The organism is Tardiphaga sp. 37S4 (genome assembly GCF_021044645.1).
Taxonomy (GTDB): domain Bacteria; phylum Pseudomonadota; class Alphaproteobacteria; order Rhizobiales; family Xanthobacteraceae; genus Tardiphaga; species Tardiphaga robiniae.
In genome coordinates this window covers 1,972,738-1,990,974 of record NZ_CP088008.1, presented here as the reverse complement: position 1 = coordinate 1,990,974, position 18,237 = coordinate 1,972,738, and the positions used below count along the sequence as shown (strand labels likewise).

General features: G+C 61.9%; 25 protein-coding genes. 10 read left to right on the top strand and 15 right to left on the bottom strand.

Annotated elements, in window-relative coordinates:
* The first annotated feature begins 102 nt into the window (after positions 1-102).
* Positions 103-705: a hypothetical protein gene (locus tag LPB73_RS09715; protein WP_093761530.1), complete on the top strand. Its 603-nt coding sequence runs from the start codon at positions 103-105 to the stop codon at positions 703-705.
* Positions 706-708: 3 nt separating this feature from the next.
* Here LPB73_RS09715 and LPB73_RS09710 read toward each other — a convergent pair whose 3' ends face one another.
* On the bottom strand, positions 709-1,056 hold the full coding sequence (locus LPB73_RS09710) for an ArsC family reductase (RefSeq protein ID WP_093761528.1): 348 nt from the start codon (positions 1,054-1,056) through the stop codon (positions 709-711).
* A 143-nt stretch (positions 1,057-1,199) separates the two neighbouring features.
* The gene (locus tag LPB73_RS09705; protein WP_231080438.1) at positions 1,200-1,775 is read right to left on the bottom strand and encodes a DUF308 domain-containing protein; all 576 of its coding nucleotides are present in this window, start codon (positions 1,773-1,775) and stop codon (positions 1,200-1,202) included.
* Between the two features lie 240 nt (positions 1,776-2,015).
* On the opposite strand from LPB73_RS09705, the gene LPB73_RS09700 reads away from it, so the two are divergent.
* The 5 genes from LPB73_RS09700 to LPB73_RS09680 all read left to right on the top strand — a co-directional run bounded on the left by LPB73_RS09700 (position 2,016) and on the right by LPB73_RS09680 (position 4,829).
* The gene (locus tag LPB73_RS09700) at positions 2,016-2,429 is read left to right on the top strand and encodes a MarR family winged helix-turn-helix transcriptional regulator (protein WP_231081117.1); all 414 of its coding nucleotides are present in this window, start codon (positions 2,016-2,018) and stop codon (positions 2,427-2,429) included.
* A 72-nt stretch (positions 2,430-2,501) separates the two neighbouring features.
* Positions 2,502-2,660: a DUF5993 family protein gene (locus LPB73_RS09695; protein ID WP_231080437.1), complete on the top strand. Its 159-nt coding sequence runs from the start codon at positions 2,502-2,504 to the stop codon at positions 2,658-2,660.
* A gap of 7 nt (positions 2,661-2,667) precedes the next feature.
* The gene (locus LPB73_RS09690) at positions 2,668-3,213 is read left to right on the top strand and encodes a disulfide bond formation protein B (protein ID WP_231080436.1); all 546 of its coding nucleotides are present in this window, start codon (positions 2,668-2,670) and stop codon (positions 3,211-3,213) included.
* Between the two features lie 117 nt (positions 3,214-3,330).
* Complete coding sequence (locus LPB73_RS09685; protein WP_231080435.1) at positions 3,331-3,996, top strand: hypothetical protein; 666 nt, start codon at positions 3,331-3,333, stop codon at positions 3,994-3,996.
* A 2-nt stretch (positions 3,997-3,998) separates the two neighbouring features.
* Positions 3,999-4,829, top strand: coding sequence for a hypothetical protein (locus LPB73_RS09680; RefSeq protein WP_231080434.1), 831 nt, complete (start codon positions 3,999-4,001; stop codon positions 4,827-4,829).
* Between the two features lie 113 nt (positions 4,830-4,942).
* Here LPB73_RS09680 and LPB73_RS09675 read toward each other — a convergent pair whose 3' ends face one another.
* Positions 4,943-5,449 carry a cytochrome P460 family protein gene (locus LPB73_RS09675; RefSeq protein WP_231080433.1) on the bottom strand — a complete coding sequence of 169 codons (507 nt, stop codon included), beginning with the start codon at positions 5,447-5,449 and terminating at the stop codon, positions 4,943-4,945.
* A 12-nt stretch (positions 5,450-5,461) separates the two neighbouring features.
* A complete protein-coding gene (locus tag LPB73_RS09670; RefSeq protein ID WP_231081116.1) occupies positions 5,462-6,466 on the bottom strand; it encodes an alpha/beta fold hydrolase in 1,005 nt (334 codons plus the stop codon).
* Positions 6,467-6,721: 255 nt separating this feature from the next.
* Between LPB73_RS09670 and LPB73_RS09665 the strand changes: the two genes are divergently transcribed.
* Entirely contained in the window at positions 6,722-8,302 is a 1,581-nt protein-coding gene (locus LPB73_RS09665) for a winged helix-turn-helix domain-containing tetratricopeptide repeat protein (protein ID WP_231080432.1), read from the top strand.
* Entirely contained in the window at positions 8,299-8,796 is a 498-nt protein-coding gene (locus LPB73_RS09660; protein ID WP_231080431.1) for a peptide deformylase, read from the top strand. The genes LPB73_RS09665 and LPB73_RS09660 overlap by 4 nt, the downstream gene beginning before the upstream one ends.
* Before the next feature lie 15 nt (positions 8,797-8,811).
* Here LPB73_RS09660 and LPB73_RS09655 read toward each other — a convergent pair whose 3' ends face one another.
* Both LPB73_RS09655 and LPB73_RS09650 read right to left on the bottom strand, forming a co-directional pair.
* Positions 8,812-9,105 carry a hypothetical protein gene (locus tag LPB73_RS09655; protein WP_414716880.1) on the bottom strand — a complete coding sequence of 98 codons (294 nt, stop codon included), beginning with the start codon at positions 9,103-9,105 and terminating at the stop codon, positions 8,812-8,814.
* Positions 9,098-9,847: a DUF899 domain-containing protein gene (locus LPB73_RS09650; protein WP_231080430.1), complete on the bottom strand. Its 750-nt coding sequence runs from the start codon at positions 9,845-9,847 to the stop codon at positions 9,098-9,100. The genes LPB73_RS09655 and LPB73_RS09650 overlap by 8 nt, the downstream gene beginning before the upstream one ends.
* Positions 9,848-9,969: 122 nt before the next feature.
* Between LPB73_RS09650 and LPB73_RS09645 the strand changes: the two genes are divergently transcribed.
* Entirely contained in the window at positions 9,970-11,190 is a 1,221-nt protein-coding gene (locus LPB73_RS09645) for a helix-turn-helix domain-containing protein (RefSeq protein ID WP_231080429.1), read from the top strand.
* 30 nt (positions 11,191-11,220) lie between these two features.
* Positions 11,221-11,859 (top strand): DUF5074 domain-containing protein, encoded by a 639-nt coding sequence (locus LPB73_RS09640; RefSeq protein ID WP_231080428.1) that lies wholly within the window; start codon positions 11,221-11,223, stop codon positions 11,857-11,859.
* 30 nt (positions 11,860-11,889) lie between these two features.
* On the opposite strand, the gene LPB73_RS09635 is transcribed toward LPB73_RS09640, so the two are convergent.
* The 9 genes from LPB73_RS09635 to LPB73_RS09595 form a co-directional block, all read right to left on the bottom strand.
* Positions 11,890-12,486: a YdeI/OmpD-associated family protein gene (locus tag LPB73_RS09635; protein WP_231080427.1), complete on the bottom strand. Its 597-nt coding sequence runs from the start codon at positions 12,484-12,486 to the stop codon at positions 11,890-11,892.
* Positions 12,487-12,513: 27 nt separating this feature from the next.
* On the bottom strand, positions 12,514-13,173 hold the full coding sequence (locus LPB73_RS09630) for a TenA family protein (protein ID WP_175366197.1): 660 nt from the start codon (positions 13,171-13,173) through the stop codon (positions 12,514-12,516).
* 12 nt (positions 13,174-13,185) lie between these two features.
* Positions 13,186-13,413, bottom strand: a complete 228-nt coding sequence (locus LPB73_RS09625; RefSeq protein WP_175366198.1) for a hypothetical protein — start codon at positions 13,411-13,413, stop codon at positions 13,186-13,188.
* A gap of 55 nt (positions 13,414-13,468) precedes the next feature.
* Positions 13,469-13,879 (bottom strand): SRPBCC family protein, encoded by a 411-nt coding sequence (locus LPB73_RS09620; RefSeq protein WP_175366199.1) that lies wholly within the window; start codon positions 13,877-13,879, stop codon positions 13,469-13,471.
* Positions 13,876-14,199 carry an ArsR/SmtB family transcription factor gene (locus LPB73_RS09615; RefSeq protein WP_093761570.1) on the bottom strand — a complete coding sequence of 108 codons (324 nt, stop codon included), beginning with the start codon at positions 14,197-14,199 and terminating at the stop codon, positions 13,876-13,878. The genes LPB73_RS09620 and LPB73_RS09615 overlap by 4 nt, the downstream gene beginning before the upstream one ends.
* 128 nt (positions 14,200-14,327) lie before the next feature.
* On the bottom strand, positions 14,328-14,672 hold the full coding sequence (locus LPB73_RS09610) for a Lin0512 family protein (RefSeq protein WP_116664620.1): 345 nt from the start codon (positions 14,670-14,672) through the stop codon (positions 14,328-14,330).
* Positions 14,673-14,733: 61 nt separating this feature from the next.
* Complete coding sequence (locus LPB73_RS09605; RefSeq protein ID WP_231080426.1) at positions 14,734-15,921, bottom strand: substrate-binding protein; 1,188 nt, start codon at positions 15,919-15,921, stop codon at positions 14,734-14,736.
* Positions 15,922-16,028: 107 nt separating this feature from the next.
* Positions 16,029-16,628, bottom strand: a complete 600-nt coding sequence (locus LPB73_RS09600; RefSeq protein WP_231080425.1) for a hypothetical protein — start codon at positions 16,626-16,628, stop codon at positions 16,029-16,031.
* 166 nt (positions 16,629-16,794) lie between these two features.
* The gene (locus tag LPB73_RS09595; protein WP_231080424.1) at positions 16,795-18,048 is read right to left on the bottom strand and encodes a serine hydrolase domain-containing protein; all 1,254 of its coding nucleotides are present in this window, start codon (positions 18,046-18,048) and stop codon (positions 16,795-16,797) included.
* Positions 18,049-18,237: the final 189 nt, after the last annotated feature.

Below are 18,237 nucleotides of genomic sequence, written 5' to 3'. Positions count from 1 at the left end.
AAATCGCTCGTTAATTGTATTGCGAGGCGATTTCCCGCGTTCATTGATTATTTGCTCGCTGTACTCATACTACCCTCGATCGATATCAGGGGGATCATTGCCGTGGACTTCCAGAGCGCCGACGCGTCCGTGGTGAAGTCCATTCGGCAGCGCGATCTGCTGAACTGCTGGCTACGCCTCTATGCGCCGCAACAGGCCCTGCCCGATATCACAAACTATCGCCCGGATCGGATGGACGACGAACGTCCCGATCTCGTCGACTACATTGTTGATCACAGCACTGCACCGCCGCGGCTCATCATCGACAGTAACGGCACCCGCATGGCGAGCGCCTATGGTACCACCGGCAAGGGCCGCTATCTCGACGACTATCTCGGCCCGATCCTCGGTCCTGTCGTGCTGCCGGCCTATCATGAATGTATCGCACGCGAGTTGCCGACTTACACCGTCTCGATGATCGACGATGTCAACGGACGTCTTGTCGCCTATGAGCGGATGCTGATGCCGTTCTCATCAGGCGATGGCGTCACCCATATCATCGCGTCGCTCAAGACGATCAGCGAGGACGGTGGATTCGAAATCAAAAATCTGATGCGCGGCCATCACACCGTGCCGGTGCCGAAACTCAGCGCGGTGATCGATCGCAGCCTGTCCTATCGTGCGCCGCACCGGCTCGCAGCCGGCGACGTCGTCGAGATCGACTGATCGCTATTTTACGTCTTTTGCGTAAATCTCCGGCTTGAAGCCAACCACAAGCTTGCCGCCAAGATCGAGCACAGGCCGCTTGATCATCGAGGGCTGCTCGAGCATCAGCGCGATTGCCTTGCTCTCGTTCAGACCTTCCTTGGCAGCGTCATCGAGCTTGCGAAACGTGGTGCCGGCGCGATTGAGCAGCGTCTCCCAGCCGACCTCCTTGGCCCAGCGCTGCAGCCGCGCCTTGTCGATCCCCTCGGCCTTGTAGTCATGGAAGCTGTAGGCGACATCGTGGCTATCGAGCCAGGCGCGTGCCTTCTTCATCGTGTCGCAATTCTTGATGCCGTAGATGGTGATGGCCATGAGATGTCGCCGTGCCTGCCAAGAGTGATCGTCGTTCTGACCTGACTAGCAGATCAGGCAGCAGCGGCTGACAGCAAATCCGCGATCATCCACAGAGGCGGCCGATGATGCTGGGGCCGGCATCATCGGTTTGTCCTCAGATCTCAGGCCGTGCGCCTGCGGTTCGCGAAGATCAACCACAGCGCCGACACCAGGAAATAGAAGGCGCCGAAACCGGCATAGGGCGCGATATCCACGATCGTCGGCACTGTGGCGCCGCCCGCCTGCTTGACAAAGAACAGGCCGGCCGCGGTCGACTGCGCGCCGCTCAGGATCATCGCCCACTGCGCGCCGAATGCGCGCCAGCGTCGAACGCCGGTCACGAGTTGCGCGAGGCCCGCCAATGCCGCCCAGACACCGAACGCCGCGAGTACGGCATTCATCCCCGTGCGCAAGGCGATGGCCACGGCCAGTGCGGCAATGAGGCTCACGCCTACATTCAGCGCCTGCGAGGGATTGGCCAGCAGCCCGCCGCTGTCCTTGGCATCGAACCAGTTCGCGAGGGCATCCCAGGCGGGGTAACTGATCAGCAGGATGGCCGCCGCTCCCGGAGATGACGCGCCGATGGTGAAGGCGGCTGCCACCCAGGCTGCCGCGACGATGCCGCGCACAAGGTAATAACGTGCGAGGTCTCCGCTCGCTACGGCCGGCAGGCTGGCGGTTCCCTGTGGGACGGTCATGCTGGTCTCCATCGAAGCTTGCGCCGGGCGCTCTCCACCGGGCTGGCGGAAGGACCTCGGTCATATTACATATTACGATAATTAATATCGCGATATGTTTATTGGCTCGAGCAGATCGCCTTGTCCAGATTTATTTATCGCGATATACGTTATTGTGATATTGACTTGAGGAGAATTGCCGTGGTGCCCGCCGACATTCCGCTGGATCACCAGCTCTGTTTTTCGCTCTACAGCGCCAGCATGGCCATCGGCCGCGCCTACAAGCCGCTGCTCGACGCGCTTGAGATCACCTACCCGCAATATCTCGTGCTGAGCACATTGTGGGAGGGCGGCGCACAGAGCGTCGGCGGCATCGCCGACCGGCTGGCGCTGGAATCGAGCACGGTCACGCCCCTGGTGAAGCGACTCGAACTGGCCGGCTTCGTCGCGCGCAAGCGCAATCCGGAAGATGAGCGGCAGGTCGTCGTCAGCCTCACTGCCAAAGGCACGGCATTGCGCGAAAAGGCCCGCTGTCTTGGCGAGACACTGTTCGCCGCCGCCGGCATGACGCCGGAACGGCTGATCGCCCTGAACAGCGAGGTTCAGGCCTTTCGCGATGCCGTAACCAACTACACTGGCAAGACAGGCGCGACCGTGGCGGAGACCGCTGACTGATGCAGATGACACGCGACAGGTCGCACGCGAATCTGTCGTAAGATACCGGACCCATTCAGCGCCGGAGCGATCATGGAATTCACCGCACTTTTCCTGGCGATCGTTATCACCATGCTCGTCGCATGGTATGGCAGCCGCACGCTCGCGCTATCGCTGTTCGCCGTGGTGCTGATCGCCTGCGTGGCGACCTTCCTGCACCACGCCACCGACGCGCTGAAGCTGTCGTTTTGAGGCCGTCATGACCTCGCAACGCGCTATCGCCCTCAACGTCCTCGCACTCTACGCCCTCGCAGCCCTGCTCGCGGTCGCCTTTGCCGCACAGTTCATTTTGGGCGAACTGCCCTGCCCGCTATGCCTGCTGCAGCGGATCATGTTCGCACTGCTCGCCATCGGCCCGATCCTCAACATCCGCTTCGGCCCGCGTCCCAGCCACTACGCGCTGTCACTGCTCGCCGCCGTCGTCGGCGCCATCGTCTCGACCCGGCAGGTGCTGCTGCACATCACGCCCGGCGATCCCGGCTTCGGCACCGCGCTGTTCGGCTATCACTATTACACCTGGGCACTGATCGGCTTCATCGCGGCCATCATTCTGTTGTCGCTGGTGCTGCTGTTCGACCGACAGTTCGAGAAGACCCCCGCTGCTCAATCGGCGCCCAGTGTCATCGCGCATATTGCCGTCTGGCTCGTGATCGGCCTGACGGCTGCGAACGTCGCCTCGACCTTGCTCGAATGCGGCTTCAAGGCCTGCGCAGATGATCCGGTGGTGTATGAGCTGTTGAAGTAGCGCAGATCGCGCTGGACTATCAAATCGCAACATATCGCGGGATACATTGCCAAATCCTGCCTATAGGACTTGACCACCCCCTGAAAGGAATGGAACCTCCGGGAGGGAGCTACGCTAATGGTCAACATTCCAGAAGCCGCTATAGGAGCGATGGTTGCTGCTCTGATTGCAGCGACAGTATCCTTACTTGGACTGATTATCAGCAAAGAGCAAAAAACTTCGGAATTCAGGCAGGCTTGGATAGACGCACTTCGCTCGGACCTAACGGCCTTTCTTACGCAGATAAATACGATCTGCGACGCGACGAAAGTAAAGTACTCGGATCACGCCGAGAAGGTGGAAACGCTTCGACCTCTGTACGTTCTTTTGAATACCTCGACGTTTAACATCCTACTTCGAATAAACCCTCAAGAGGCACACTGCAAAAAATTGCTGACGGCTATGGAGTGCTTCAACGCGCTAACATCGGATGAAAGCAAGCTTACGGCTGAGAATATTCGTTCCGTGGAAGCAGATTTTCTACTAGCCGCTCAAGCCCTCCTGAAATCAGAATGGCGGCGCGTAAAATCCGGAGAATGGACTTTTAGGATAGCCAAGCTGCTAGCACTTTTTGTTATTCTAGCTTCTGTCATCGGCGGTGGCATTGCGGCATATCGCGCAACCAAGCCGACGAGCGCTAACGTCAACAATCACACTCCTTCAAAACTTGCAGAGCCGCAAAACAACAATTCCTTACCTATAGGCGAAGCAAGTGGCCTTACTAAAAGCAAGGGCGCTCAGTAACTATGGCCGACATTATTCCATTTCGACTTAAGTTAACGGGCGACACAGCAGATCAGCACCAATTTCAAGGTTATGATGGCTATATGGCGCTTGCGGGGTTTGCGTGGACTTTGGCTCTTATTGCGAACTACACCGAAACGGGCAAGATCAGACAACGTGGTGAATTTCCGGGCAGAGACGCCGTTCGCGCAAGCGCGCCTTCTGAAGGAAGTATAATTGCAGATTTCACCGTCTGGCTTCAACAGAACCCCGCCGAGGTGTTGGGCCTCACTGGAGCGGGCATTGGCGCGGCTGGATCTGCATTACTTTATGACGTCGTGCGTCGAGTGATTGATCGCAACTTGGGGCAGAACGAACGATCCGGAGGCCCTCTCCTCGATCAGCTAGTTCGAAGGCGAGCTGGTGACATAGAAGCGCTAGTAGCCAAAGTTGAACCGGCAATCAGACAGACGCATGCAGTTATCGGGAACGGCGCAACCCGAATGCAGATCATCGGCGGACACAACATAATCAACACCTACGACGAAGGGACGCGCGACTATGTTAGATTGAATGTCCTAGATGAAAAAGAGAAAGAACGAGACTTCAGTGTCTCAGCCTTCAATGTAAATTCGGGATATGGGTCAGTTTTCGACAATGACTTAAAAAGAAATGTTCCGATAAGTATGTCAAGAGAAGTCCTTCGTAATGTGAGCAGCGTGTTTACTTGGGGACTTGATCAATATGCGAACAAAACAGGCGGGCGTGTGACGATTCGTTACACTCGAATTTTAGCAATGGACGATACGCCTAAGCGCTATATCGTTCTAAGCGCCAAGCGAATGCGAAAATAAGAGAATCGAGCAAGTATACGCCGTGCTAACAATCGACTGGTTCTGCTTCGAGCGCGCCGGATGATCTAGTGAATCGAAACTTAGCACCGACTATGGCAATCACGCATTGAAAGTCACGGCGCCCACTTCGTGAACACGTAATCCCGCTCCTTCACGCGTGCCTCGTGACACGCAAAGCAGGTTTCGTGCTGGGCCTGATCCACCGGCTTGCCGTTAGTGAAGCGGCCGAAGCCCCAGCCGCCTGACGCGGCATACTTCTTCGAATCCTTCACCATCACCTGAACCGTGGTCGCGGCACCGGGGATCGAGGCGGATTCGAATTCAGGCGACTGGGTGTGCTTCCAGGCGAGCTTCACCAGCACCGTGCCATCGGGGAACGGCAGCTTGCCATCCCGATAGGCCTTGATGGCAATGTCATTGCCGACCACGGCGCGCAACTCATTCAGAGGCTCGGCCTCCTGCGCCGGCGCGATCAGCTCCCATTTGCGGTAGCCATCGGGAAGCCCGACGCCGTAGATCGGCGACAGGTTTTCCGGGTTGGCCGTGTTGGCAGCGAAGGCCGCCGCCACAGCGGACGACACCACCCCTGCGGCGAGGCTTGCTGCGAGGATCCAGCGCATTGCGGATCTCCCTCAGCGTGCCATCGCGTCGGCGTCGATGATGGCCTGGGCGAATTCACGCGGTGCTTCCTGCGGCAGGTTGTGACCGATCCCGCCATTCACCGTGCGATGCTCGTACTTGCCGGTGAACTTCTTCGCATAGGCCTTGGGATCGGGATGCGGCGCGCCATTGGCGTCGCCTTCCATGGTGATGGTCGGCACCGCAATCACCGGCCCCTGCGCCAGCCGCTTCTCCAGCTCGTCATACTTCGCCTCGCCCTGGGCGAGTTCGAGCCGCCAGCGATAGTTGTGGATGGTAATGGCGACGTGATCGGGATTCTCGAACGCCTTGGCCGAGCGGTCATAGGTGGCGTCGTCGAAATTCCACTTCGGCGAGGCCAGCTTCCAGATCAGCTTGGCGAAGTCGTGCCGGTACTTGTCGTAGCCCAGCCGACCGCGCTCCGTGGTGAAGTAGAACTGGTACCACCATTCCAGTTCAGCCTTCGGCGGCAGCGGCATGCGGTTGCCCTCCTGGCTGCCGATCAGATAGCCGCTGACGGCGACCAGCGCCTTGACGCGCTCGGGCCAGATCGCAGCCAGAATGTCGGCCGTGCGGCCACCCCAGTCGTAGCCGCCGACCACCGCCTTCTCGATCCTCAGTGCGTCCATGAATGCGACGATGTCGGTGGCCAGCGCTGCTGGCTGGCCATTGCGCACCGTCGTGTCGGAGAGGAAGCGCGTGCCGCCATAGCCGCGCAGATACGGGATGATGACGCGGTAGCCGGCCGAGGCCAGCAGCGGCGCGACATCCACATAGCTGTAGATGTCATAGGGCCAGCCGTGCAGCAGCAGCACAACGGGGCCGTTGGCCGGGCCGTCCTCGGCATAGGCGACGCTGAGGTCGCCGGCATTGATCTGCTTCAGCGGCTTGAACGACGTATGCGTGCCGCGCTTGATGGCCGGGAGCTGTTTGCCGACCTTGGCGGCCTGCGCCGCGGCGGAGCCGATGCCGCCGAACTGAGCCGCGGCGATGCCCATGAGCGCCGCGCCCAGCAGGCTGCGGCGGTTGAAGTGACTGGTGTCGCGCTTGTCATTCGTCATGGTGCAGGTCCTCCGGGCAATGACGGTTGAGGCCGTCGATGCGCGGACCATGCCGCGGTACCGGCATCCTCGCTTGAAGATTTCTCCGATTTTCTCTTGAGAAGGCCATGATTTATCGTTGAGACGGGGTGTGCTAGGGGACGCTCCTGCGCACAAAGCCTTGGCGCGACAACAGGTATTGGACCCCCTATCTTGCTGTTCCGGTTCGACGAATTCGTCCTCGACACTGACCGGCGGGAGCTACGGCGGGGCACGGACACGGTGGCGGTGGAGCCGCAGGTGTTCGATGTGCTGGAATTCCTGATCCGCGCGCGGGAGAAGGTCGTCAGCCGTGACGATCTGCTGGCCGAAGTCTGGCATGGCCGCATCGTATCCGAGGCGACGCTCAGCAGCCGGGTCAACGCGGCCCGCACGGCCATCGGCGACAATGGCGAGCAGCAGCGGCTGATCCGCACTTTGCCGCGGAAGGGGTTTCGCTTCGTCGGCGAGGTCATCGAACGGACCGACAGCCCCTCTCCGCTCGTGACGACGGCGGCTGCAACGGAACTCCTGCCCGAAGCCGCCGACCCCGAAGGGCTATCGATCGCGGTGCTGCCCTTCAACAATATGAGCGCGGACCCCGAGCAGGATTATTTCGGCGACGGCATTGCCGAAGAGATCATCACGGCGCTGTCGCGCTGCAGCGGGCTGTTCGTGATCGCGCGCAATTCGTCCTTCACTTACAAGAACAAGCCGGTTGATATCCGAGACGTCGGCCGCACGCTCGGCGTCAATTACGTGCTCGAAGGCAGCGTCCGCCGTGCCGGCGAGCGGCTCCGCATCATCGCGCAATTGATCGACGCCCGTTCCGGTGCGCATCTATGGGCCGACAAGTTCGATGGCGACCGCAGCGACGTGTTCGACCTGCAGGACCGCATCACCGAACAAGCCGTCGCCGCCATCGAGCCCACGCTGCGCATCGCCGAAATCGAACGCCGCAAGCACAGCCGTCCGAACAAGCCCGATGCCTATGACCTGCTGCTGCGCGCCTCCGGCTACCAACACGATTTCACGCCCGAAAGCATGACCGCGGCGCTGGATTGCCTGCATCAGGCGCTGGCGCTCGATCCGACTTACGCGCCCGCGATGGCAGCAGCGGCCTATTGCCATGCGCAGCGACATTTCCAGGGCTGGATCAGCCCAGACGACGCCCATCGCAGCGAAGGCCTGGCGCTGGCGCATCGCGCCATCGAGCGGATGCCGAACGATCCGCAGATTCTCTGGATGGCGGCTTTCGCGATCTGGAATCTGGCAGAGACGCAGACCGCCAAGGACGCGGCCATTGAGCTGTTCAGCCGCTCCCTCGCGATCAATCCAAACTCCGCCACTGCACTCGCACTGGCCGGATGGATCGAGACCATGCGCGGACAGCAGCAGGCCGGCCGCGCTCTGCTCGACCGCGCACGACGTTTGAACCCGCTGGATCCGCACGGCTGGTTCGTCTCCGGTGCGCTGGCCATCGCCGCGATCATCGACGAGAACTATCCCGAAGCGATCAACTGGGCCGATAAGGCGCTGCTGCAGAACCGGCGTTTCGCCGTCGCACTCCGCGCGCTCGCCGTGGCGCTCGTGAAAACCGGTGCGCACGAACGCGCCGCGCAGGTGGTCGAGGAACTGCTGACCATCGAGCCGGAGCTGACGGTCTCCGCCTTCTTTGCGCGCATCCCGGTCCCCGTCGAATCCATGGCGAAGACCTATGCGGATGCGCTGAAGGCCGCGGGGCTGCCGGAATGAGTATCCGCCCTATCGTCCGCTATCCCGACCTGCGCCTCACGCAGCCGGCCGCTGATGTCACCGTGTTTGACGATGCGCTGCGCGCGCTCGCTGACGATCTGCGCGACACCATGCATGCCGCTCCCGGCATCGGCATCACCGCGCCGCATATCGGCGTGCTGCTGCGCGTGGTCGTGCTCGATCTCGATCCCGTCAATGGCGCCCACACCTACGTCAATCCGGAGATCGCATGGGCCTCGCCCGAACTGATCATGCATCAGGAAGGCAGTGTTTCGATGCCTGGCGTGACTGACGACATCCAGCGCCACGCCCGCGTACGGATCAGCTATCAGGATCTCGACGGCAATACGCAGACAGAAGAGTCCGACGGCCTGCGTGCGGTTTGCCACCAGCACGAGATCGACCAGCTCAACGGCATGTTCTGGATCCAGCGCCTGTCGCGCCTCAAGCGCGAGCGGCTGATCAAGCGGTTCGAGAAGTTGTCGCGCGCCTGAAGCGCGCGACAACCGTCACGTCCGCCACTGCGATTGGCGGTATCGGCCGGATATCAGCCTGAGCCAAGGCACGGTATGGAACAAACTCATCAGGGCATACATCACCGCCATTCCACTCCACGGTGATGAGCGCGACGTTGAACAGAGCAGGTCCGGCGAACTGCCATCGAGCACACCCGTCAGCAGCGCCATCAATGCGAAGGCCGGTGCGGCCGCAAGGCATAGCCAGTCGGCAGCCGGCGCAAGACTACCCATTTTCCCGCGATAGGCCTTCGCACGATCCATGACATCGTTGAGGACGCTACTCATCGGTCTTCCGGAATGTCGCCTCGCCGGCGGCCGAGACTTCGACCCATTTCTTGTCGGGTGCGGCGCCGGCGACATAGTTGTCGTGCCAATTCCACCATTTGTAGGTCGGAGTCTGAGGGTAGCCTTCGGGCGAATCCTCCCAGACCTCCTGGCGGCCGAGCGGCGTCGCGTCGAGATAGCTCCAGGTGGTCCCCATTGCCTCGTCGCCGCGGCTGTTGATGAAATAGGTACGGAACACGCGGTCGCCGTCGCGGAAGAATACGTTGTGGCCGTGCCACTCGTCGATACCGAAGTCGGCGTCGAAACTGTCTGTGATCGTGACCCACGGCATCTCCCAATCCATCCGCGCCTTCAGGCGTGCGATGTCCGCCTGCGGTGCCCGCGAGGCGTATACGAGCGTGGTATCACGGGCATTCAGATGCGCGAGGTGCGCGACCTGATCGGCGCCCAGCGAACAGCCGCGGCAGGCGTAATCGGGCCAACCGAACACACCAGGCTCGAAGAAGGCGCGGTAGACGATCAACTGCCGGCGACCGTCGAACAAATCAAGCAGGCTGGCTGTGCCGCCCGGCCCCTCGAACGCATAGGCCTTATTCACTTCCATCCACGGCATCCGCCGGCGCTCGGCAGCGAGCGCGTCGCGCGCGCGCATCACAGCCTTCTCCTTCACGAGCATGTCCGTTCGCGCTGCCTCCCATGCCTGCGGTGACACAATCGGTGGTGTTTTCATCGGTGCCGTCATGGTCTTCTCTCCACTTTCGTCCATCGTCATGCGTTCCCGACACGACTTGCCGGTTGATCGTCGTGAGGTAGATTAGGATCCGGCAATGGACGGGTGGGAGTGACAAGTGTGGCGGGATTTGAATGGACTCCCTGATCACCGCCGCAGGTCACGCGCTCGCGGCGGGTGATCCGCTGGGTGCGTTGAAGCGTGTTGCCTTGCGTGATGACGCGCCGGCACTTGCGCTGCGCGGCATCGCAATGGCTCAGCTCGGCGATTTCGCACGCGCGAAGGATCTCGTGAAACGAGCCGCGCGTGCCTTCGGTGCGAAGGAACCCGTGGCGCGTGCGCGGTGCATCGTCGCCGAGGCCGAGATCGCCCTCGTCTCGCGCGATCTGAACTGGCCCACCAAGGCGCTCGACGCCGCGCGGCTGACGCTCGATGCCCATGGCGACCACGTGAATGCGGCCTATGGCGGCTATCTCGACGTCAGGCGCCTTCTGCTGATCGGACGTCTCGACGAAGCTGAGCGAAAGCTCGGCGCGCTCGATCCCGCGCCTCTGCCGCCCGCCTTGCGTACCGCTCACGCGCTGGTCGTCGCCGGCATCGCGATGCGCCGCCTGCAGGCGAAAAAGTCACGCGCCGCGATTGCCGACGCGCAGCGTGCCGCCAGGCTTGCCCGCATTCCGGCGCTAACGGCCGAAGTGGACACTGCGTCCCGACTTCTCGATGCTCCCGCTGCGCGTCTGATCGCACGCGGCGGCGAACGCGTGTTGCTGCTCGACGATGTCGAGGCGCTGCAGAATTCGAAAGCCATCGTCATCGATGCGTGCCGGCATGTCATCCGCTGTCAGAAGACAGAGCTGTCGCTGGCCACCCGGCCCGTCCTGTTCGCCCTCGCCCGCGCACTCGGCGAAGCATGGCCTGCGGATGTTTCGCGCGAAACGCTGCTGGCGCGCGCATTCCGCGCCAGACATGCCGATGACTCCCATCGCGCGCGGCTCCGTGTCGAGATGGGACGGCTGCGCAAACTGCTTGCGCCGCTGGCCGAGGTGCACGCGACCAAGCCCGGTTTTACGCTGGTACTGCGCCGGGCCCGCAACGTCGTCGTGCTGGCGCGGCCCGTCGAGGAAGAACACGCCGCAGTGCTCGCACTTCTTGCCGATGGAGAAGCCTGGTCGAGCTCTGCATTGGCGTTGGCGCTCGGCACCAGCCAGCGCAGCGTTCAGCGGGCACTCGACGAACTTGCCGCCACTAATAAGGTACAACCATTCGGCCGCGGACGGGCGCGCCGCTGGATGTCGCCGTCCCTGCCGGGACTCGCGACGATGTTGTTACTCCCGCCGCCGCTGCCGGATCACTAGGGTCATCGTCACATCATCAGGGAGAGTTACATGACCAACTCAGCAGCCGAAATCATCCGCGAATATGGCCCCTTCGAGGGTGTCGACGGCGTGCACGGCGTCACCTATGACGGCACGCAGGTCTGGTTCGCATCCGGCGACAAACTCCACGCACTCGATCCCGCAAGCGGCAAGACGGTGCGCGCCATCGACGTCGCCGCTCATGCCGGCACGGCATTCGACGGCAAGCATCTGTTCCAGATCGCCGAGGACCGTATCCAGAAGATCGATCCGGCGACCGGCCGCGTGCTGAATACCATCCCTGCGCCCGGCGGCGGTGCCGACTCCGGCATGGCCTGGGCCGAAGGCACGCTCTGGGTCGGGCAATATCGCGAGCGCAAAATCCACCAGATCGATCCCGACACCGGAAAGATCCTGCGCACCATCGAGAGCAACCGCTTCGTCACCGGCGTGACCTGGGTCGACGGCGAACTCTGGCACGGCACCTGGGAAAACGACGAGAGCGACGTGCGCCGTATCGATCCGCAGACGGGCGAAGCGCTGGAGCGGCTTCAACTGCCGGAAGGCACCGGCGTGTCGGGCCTGGAATCCGATGGCGCGGACTGCTTCTTCTGCGGCGGTGGCGGCAGCGGCAAGCTACGCGCGATCAAGCGACCGAAGCGGAAGTGATCGATCGCATGAGCCGCCTCCCGTCGCGGCTTACTTCTTCCCCTGCGGATGGATCGTCTCGCCCTTCTTCAACATCTCGACGAACGCCGCGATCCGCTTCTTGCGGCCGGCCTCGGTCTTCAGGTTGTTCACCCGGAACGCCAAAGCGAAGCGGTTCTGCGCGCTGAGTTTTGCCAACATCGCTTTCGCTTTTGGCTCGGCGTCGATCGCCGCCTGCAGGTCAGCAGGAAGCTCCGACGCCTTGACGCGATAGGCGCGATCCCAGCGACCATCGGCCTTGGCCGCCTCAACATGGACAAGGCCGTGCCCGGTCATGCGCTCTTCGTCGACGAGGCGCGCAATATTGTCGACGTTGATCTTGCTCCACACGCTTTTTTTGCCGCGCGGCGAATAGCGCTGCAGGAAGCTCGTCTCGTCCAGTCCCTTGCGGATGCCGTCGATCCAGCCCCAGCACAGTACGACATCGATCGCCTCCTTCGGCGTGATCGATGCGAGGCCGGATTTTAGCTTGTGAATCTTGATCCAGACCTCGTCGGCCTTGTCGTGGTTCTTGCCGAGCCATTTATAGAAGGCGTCGGCGCTCTTGAACTCGCGCACATTCGCGGGATCGACTTTGACGGGTGCCATGCTCTGTCCTGACCGCTGCGCGCTGCGTTAGCGCGCGTCCAGCCCCATCTGCCAGAAATCAGCTTCCAGCCGCGACGCCTGGCCAAACAATTTGGCGAGCTCCGTAAAGCGCCGCTCGGTCATCGCACGCGCGGCGAGATCGTCGAGATGGCGGCGTGCTTTCATCGCGATATCCTGATAGGCGTCGCCGGCATATTCGCCGATCCATTCGCGATAAGGATGATCGCCGAGCGCGTCGGCACCACCCGGCGCGAGCTTCTTGCCGATCTCGGCATAACCGATCACGCACGGTGCCAGCGCCACATGCAGATCGAGCAGATCGCCGGCGGCGCCGCAGTCCAGCACGAAGCGCGTATAGGCCACCGTTGCCTGAAGCTCGGGCGCGGCCTCGATGTCGGCGGGCGACAGTCCCCAGCGGCCGCACAGTTTTATGTGAAGCTCCATCTCGCCGAGAATGGCCGCAAGTCCGCCTTGGGCCGCTTTCATGTCGTCAAGCGAGCGGCTCTTGTACGTCGCCAGCGCATAGGCGCGCGCGAACTGGATCAAGAACAGATAGTCTTGCACCAGATAGGCGCGGAACGCGGGTTCTGGCAGCGTGCCGGCCCCGAGCTGTCGGACGAAACTATGATCGACATAGCTGGACCAGTCATCGGCCGAAGCTGATTTGAGACGATCAAAAATATCCATGCGCATTCCAGTTCACGCGTTCATCCGTCCACTGCCCTGCGTTGCTCTACGCCACTTTGCGGTATAGGGCAGCACGAACATATAGAGACCGCTGAACATCAACAGAAACAGCGGTGGCAACGGCGAGAAGGTCACCCAGGCTGGTGGCTCGCCAAATCCGCGGACAGCGAAATTGGCGATGACCGTCACGGTAAAGGCCAGCGACAGCCAGCGGTGTGCGTATCTGATCCATAGGCTCATGTTGAGTAACCCTCAGTGCAATGCGGAAGTTGCGTGAGTTCTGTGTCGGCCGAATTCAGTCCAATCGCGCCAGAAGCTGCTCCATCGACGCTAGGAATCGCGGCCATCCGAACTTGGCGCCCTGATAGGCCTGCTCCTGATCCGGCCGGAAGCCGATCTGCTCCATCCGCAGCAGTGTCCCGTTGCTTGAAGGTGTGAGGGTCCAGGTCACGACACTCTCGAGACCCAGGGCCTCCCACGTGTAAGCGAGCTTTTGGTTCGGCTCGACTTCCGTGACCCGGCAAGCGACCACGCCCCAGTTTGCGCTCAGATCAAAACGATGCCCGAGGACGGGCTGGAAATCGTTTTTCATCAGCCACTCGGCGATCAGATGCGGCTGGGTCAGCGCGCGCCAGAGCTTTTCCGGCGCGTGGCCAAATTCCCGCTCGACGACGACGGAACGTGTTTCGGCTGCAGTATTGGTCAATTGTCCATCCTCTTCAGCAGTTGTTCGAGATCGTCGAACCGGCTCTCCCAGAAGCCGGCCATCTGGCTGGTCCAGTCGAGCAGCGGCGCCAAGGCCGCCGGTTGCGATCGATAATGTGTCTGACGGCCGCTCTGGCGATCGAGCACCAGTCCCGCCTGCTTCAGCACGCCGAGATGCTTGGAGACCGCCGGCTGCGAGACGCCGGCTTGCGCGGTCAGTGCCGCGACAGTCTGCTCCCCCTCACGACAAAGTCGCTCGAAGATCGCGCGCCGGGTCGGATCGGCGAGCGTCTTGAAGAGCACATCGAAGGTGTTCGGCATCGCATCTATAACTCGTCAGTTATCGATTAGATCAATAACCAATGAGTTATGGGTTCGTCAAGCGCAAATTGGATGGAAGGGAGTTTTCGGGATCGTGGAATGGGCGGGCGTCGTCCGAGGCGGCCGATCTACTTGCCGTCGTCGAGGCTCACCAGCACCGCCGCATTGGCAATGAGAATGCCGTCGCCGCCGCTCTCGGCCGGAATGTCGAGGCCGCCTTTGACTGCGGTCACGGTCACAGTGCCGTAAGGCAATTCCTTCGCGACCGCCGCCGTGTCGACGTCGTCCGGATTCGGCACCGCGACGGTCACATCGACAAACATGTCATGCGGCGTCTTGCCGACCATCCGGAAGAAGCCAACGCTGGAATGGCGGATCGCATCCGACACCGCGCGCTTGGCAGCCTTGGTGGCATCGCGACCGTGGACGTCGACGCCCATGCCCATCTCGGTGATACAGCGCACACGTGCCATTCATTGTCCTCTTCGCTCATCCAGAATTGTGTCGATGCCGAGTTAAGCAATCTCGCGCGACTTACACCAGCCGTCTGCTCGCCAGTTGCGATAAGCGACCAGCCAATGTGCAACCCGGCTGCGGCGGAATTCTTCCGAGCGCACGGACGGTGACCAATTCACGGCCCTGTGTCTTGGCGATGAACATGCTCATGGTCGCATAGTGGTTCGCATCGATGGTGACCGTTCCAGTCGGCGACGGGATGGTGAGCCCGGCCAGCGCATCGACGATGGCCTCCTTGTCGACACGGCCCACTTTCTCGATCGCAGCCTTCAGCGCGATCAGCGTGTTGTAGTGGCTCATGACATAGTTCGACACCAGCACGTCATCGCCGGCTGAGACCCGCACCCTGGCGACGAACGCCTTCATCTCCGGCGCATCGCTGGTCGCCAGCGACGGCACGACGGTGATCATGTTCTGGCCCTTGCCCTTGAAGATGCCGAGATCGATCTCGGACAATCCCAGAAATGCAACCGTGGTCTCCTTGAACAAGCCCTGATCATCGGCCTGCCGGATGAAATCGATGCCGTCACCCTTCAGCGCGAACAGCAGCACCTTTGGTTTGGCCGCCGCCACCTGCTTGATCAGCGGCGTGAAGTCCGTCTCGGTCCCCTGCGTGTATTGCGTGCCGACGATTTTGCCGCCGAGCTTCTCGATCAGCGGCCTGGCGATATCGAACATCTGGTGCGGCCAGACGCGATCGGCGCCGAGCAGGAAGTAGGTGTTGCCGACAGCCTCGTTCACATAGGGCAGCAACTGGCCGAGATCCTGGTTCGGCACCGTGCTGAACGAGAAGATGTAGCGGCTGCATGTGCCGCCTTCGAAATTGGTGGCGTAGAGCAGCGGCGTCTTCGTGCTCTCGGCAAGCGGCCTGATCGCATTGAAGTTGGCCGAGGTGACAGGGCCGACAACCGCCACGACGCCACTGTCGATCACAGACCGCATCGCGCTCTCGGCGGAGGCCGGCCGGGTCTTGTCATCGACATAGATGACCTCGAGCGGCCTGCCGAGAATGCCACCCGCCGTGTTGATCTCCCTGGCAGCGAGATCGAGCCCGAGTTTTGCTTGCTGGCCATAAAGTTCGACACCGCCGGAAAACGGCAGGACCGCGCCAATACGGATGGGATCGGCGGCATTCGCAGCGGAGCCGAGCGCCAGAGGCCCCAGCAGGAATGCGAGCGTCATGACTCGTGCGACAAGTAATTTCATGCGCGCTTCCCTCTGCCATGGGCTGCGCTGTCGGCGCACCTGGACTCGCACTCATGATTGCCCCGGAAAGATCGCAGCGCGCAAGAGCCGATCAGGGCACGGTCTGCTCAGGGCAGCGTGGTCGACCTGGGCACGGGTACGGCAGGCGCGGAAGCGTCATTGACTGGCGCGACAGGCAGCGGGGTTTCAGATACGTCCGTTACGGGAGCGGCAGCCACGGGCGCGACACTATCAGGGACAATCGACACAGGTGCTCCAGCAACGGGAGCCGGCGTGATTGCCACTGGCGCGCCTGCTGCAGGAGCGTCCCGAGCCACAGGGACAGGAGCAACCACCGGCGGCACCGAGGCATCGATCATCGGCTTGCAGAGCATCACGGCCGCGGCCGCTGAGGTCAATGCCGCCAGACTCTGGAGCTCCGGCGCTTGTCGGGGGTCCCCTGCCACGGCGGCCGCTTCGTCGCGAAGCCTGGCGTTGCAGTCGCAGTTAGGAATGCCGCTCGCCGGTGTGCAGGCATCGTGATTCATGCAGGCGAGATCGAGGGCATCGATGGGCGGTTTGCCCGGCCGGTTGCCGGCACCGCAGTAATTGCCATGAATCAGCGTCGCACCGTCAGTGGCGACAGCCGGATTGCTGCGGGCAGCCCGCGCGCCAGACGTCCGCTCCTGTGCATACAGAGGCGCCGTTGCGACGACGGTGCATGACATCAACAGCGCCGCACACGAGCAGCGCAACCACGGAGCGATGGACAAGGGTTTTATCATTCTGGAGGGGTCCGCCTGGCGCCGACGGAAGATGTCGGCCGCCAAGCATACGCCCAACCTGCCCCAAGGTTCCCGACCGGGTTCCCTCGGGTTCCACGAACCCTGATGGTCAGCCCGCCATCAGTTCCTTCGCCAGCGCCATATAGGCCGGGAGCGTCACCGGATCGTTGGCGGCATTACCGGCGACCGGATGCGAGGCATAGCGCGCGATCACCATCTCGGCCTTCGGATCGATATAGAGCCCCTGCCCGTAGACGCCGCGCGCCATATAGGCGCCGTGTTCATTATGGGTCACCCACCACTGGTTGCGGTAGGACGCGCCAGGCAGCGTGGTGTAGCCGGCCGGCTTGAACTTGGCGGGATCGGCGCCGCGTTCGATGTCCTCGACCACTGCGCTAGGCACGATCTGGCGGCCATTGAAGCGCCCGTGATTGCGCATCACCTCGCCGAAGCGCGCGAGATCGCGCAGCGTCGTCGACAGCCCGCCGCCACCGCTCTCGGTGCCGATGCGGTCGACGTGATAATGCGCGTCCTCCTCCGCCCCCATCGGCGCCCAGATGCGTTCCGACAACAGATCGGACAGCGTCATGCCGCTGGCACGGCGGATGATCCAGGCCAGTACGTCGGTGTTGACGGTCTTGTAGGCGAAGGCCTTGCCGTGCTCCCCCTGCTTCGTCTGCGTGCAGAGAAAGGCGAAGATGTCGCTCGCGCCTTCGTAATCCGGAGGGATCGGCGCCATGCCATTGGCGCGCCGCAGCCCCCACACATCGGAATTCTTATCGGTATAGACCTCGGTATATTTCAGCCCCGTGGTCATATCCATGACTTCATGCACGCGCGCATCGCCAAAGGCCGTAGCCTTCAACTCCGGCACATAGTTGGTGACCGGTGCCTGCGGATCGATCTTGCCTTCGGCCACCAGAATGCCGGCCAGCGTGCCGGTAAACGACTTAGTCACCGACATCGCAATATGCGGCTTGTGCGGCTTCAGCGCGCCGGCATAGCGCTCGTAAATGAGTTTGCCCTTGTGCAGCACGGCAATGCCGTCGGCATAGGTCTCGTCAAACATGCGGGCAAACGTCATCGGCCGGCTATCCATGGTGGTCGACGCGATTCCGCCGATATCGCGCTCCGCGCGCGGCAGCACCGAAGCGCCGCCTGCGCCGCGCCAGACATTCACCGTCGGCACCAGCTGGCGGACATTGCTCCAAGCCCAACGCAGCTCGGGAAAGTTGCGGAACGAGCCGTCGTGAAATTGGATGGTCTTGTCCTGCGCCGGCGGAAAGCCTTGCATGAAGCCGAGCGTGTTCGGATCGGTCTCGGCGGCGGTGGGGGCTTGGCTCAGTGCAGGCGCGTCAGACATGAAGGGGCTCCGGGAGGATGGTGAGCCAGTCGTAACATCGCGGAGAATGACGCACATCCCGCGTTTGAGCGGGGGTGCATTGATCAGTCGCATGTCGTCTGGCGACCGCTGCAGGCGACCGTCCTTCACTCGAACAGCCACCTCATCTTTGATCATTCTGAATCGAGCGTGTGACGCTCCGTAATTTCA

Coding starts and splice junctions, on each gene's coding strand:
- LPB73_RS09710 (WP_093761528.1), bottom strand. CDS start 1,056: ATGGCCATCACCATCTACGGCATCAAGAATTGCGACACGATGAAGAAG.
- LPB73_RS09705 (WP_231080438.1), bottom strand. CDS start 1,775: ATGACCGTCCCACAGGGAACCGCCAGCCTGCCGGCCGTAGCGAGCGGA.
- LPB73_RS09700 (WP_231081117.1), top strand. CDS start 2,016: ATGGCCATCGGCCGCGCCTACAAGCCGCTGCTCGACGCGCTTGAGATC.
- LPB73_RS09695 (WP_231080437.1), top strand. CDS start 2,502: ATGGAATTCACCGCACTTTTCCTGGCGATCGTTATCACCATGCTCGTC.
- LPB73_RS09690 (WP_231080436.1), top strand. CDS start 2,668: ATGACCTCGCAACGCGCTATCGCCCTCAACGTCCTCGCACTCTACGCC.
- LPB73_RS09685 (WP_231080435.1), top strand. CDS start 3,331: ATGGTCAACATTCCAGAAGCCGCTATAGGAGCGATGGTTGCTGCTCTG.
- LPB73_RS09680 (WP_231080434.1), top strand. CDS start 3,999: ATGGCCGACATTATTCCATTTCGACTTAAGTTAACGGGCGACACAGCA.
- LPB73_RS09675 (WP_231080433.1), bottom strand. CDS start 5,449: ATGCGCTGGATCCTCGCAGCAAGCCTCGCCGCAGGGGTGGTGTCGTCC.
- LPB73_RS09670 (WP_231081116.1), bottom strand. CDS start 6,466: ATGGGCATCGCCGCGGCTCAGTTCGGCGGCATCGGCTCCGCCGCGGCG.
- LPB73_RS09660 (WP_231080431.1), top strand. CDS start 8,299: ATGAGTATCCGCCCTATCGTCCGCTATCCCGACCTGCGCCTCACGCAG.
- LPB73_RS09655 (WP_414716880.1), bottom strand. CDS start 9,105: ATGAGTAGCGTCCTCAACGATGTCATGGATCGTGCGAAGGCCTATCGC.
- LPB73_RS09650 (WP_231080430.1), bottom strand. CDS start 9,847: ATGACGGCACCGATGAAAACACCACCGATTGTGTCACCGCAGGCATGG.
- LPB73_RS09645 (WP_231080429.1), top strand. CDS start 9,970: ATGGACTCCCTGATCACCGCCGCAGGTCACGCGCTCGCGGCGGGTGAT.
- LPB73_RS09640 (WP_231080428.1), top strand. CDS start 11,221: ATGACCAACTCAGCAGCCGAAATCATCCGCGAATATGGCCCCTTCGAG.
- LPB73_RS09635 (WP_231080427.1), bottom strand. CDS start 12,486: ATGGCACCCGTCAAAGTCGATCCCGCGAATGTGCGCGAGTTCAAGAGC.
- LPB73_RS09630 (WP_175366197.1), bottom strand. CDS start 13,173: ATGGATATTTTTGATCGTCTCAAATCAGCTTCGGCCGATGACTGGTCC.
- LPB73_RS09625 (WP_175366198.1), bottom strand. CDS start 13,413: ATGAGCCTATGGATCAGATACGCACACCGCTGGCTGTCGCTGGCCTTT.
- LPB73_RS09615 (WP_093761570.1), bottom strand. CDS start 14,199: ATGCCGAACACCTTCGATGTGCTCTTCAAGACGCTCGCCGATCCGACC.
- LPB73_RS09610 (WP_116664620.1), bottom strand. CDS start 14,672: ATGGCACGTGTGCGCTGTATCACCGAGATGGGCATGGGCGTCGACGTC.
- LPB73_RS09605 (WP_231080426.1), bottom strand. CDS start 15,921: ATGAAATTACTTGTCGCACGAGTCATGACGCTCGCATTCCTGCTGGGG.
- LPB73_RS09600 (WP_231080425.1), bottom strand. CDS start 16,628: ATGTCATGCACCGTCGTCGCAACGGCGCCTCTGTATGCACAGGAGCGG.
- LPB73_RS09595 (WP_231080424.1), bottom strand. CDS start 18,048: ATGTCTGACGCGCCTGCACTGAGCCAAGCCCCCACCGCCGCCGAGACC.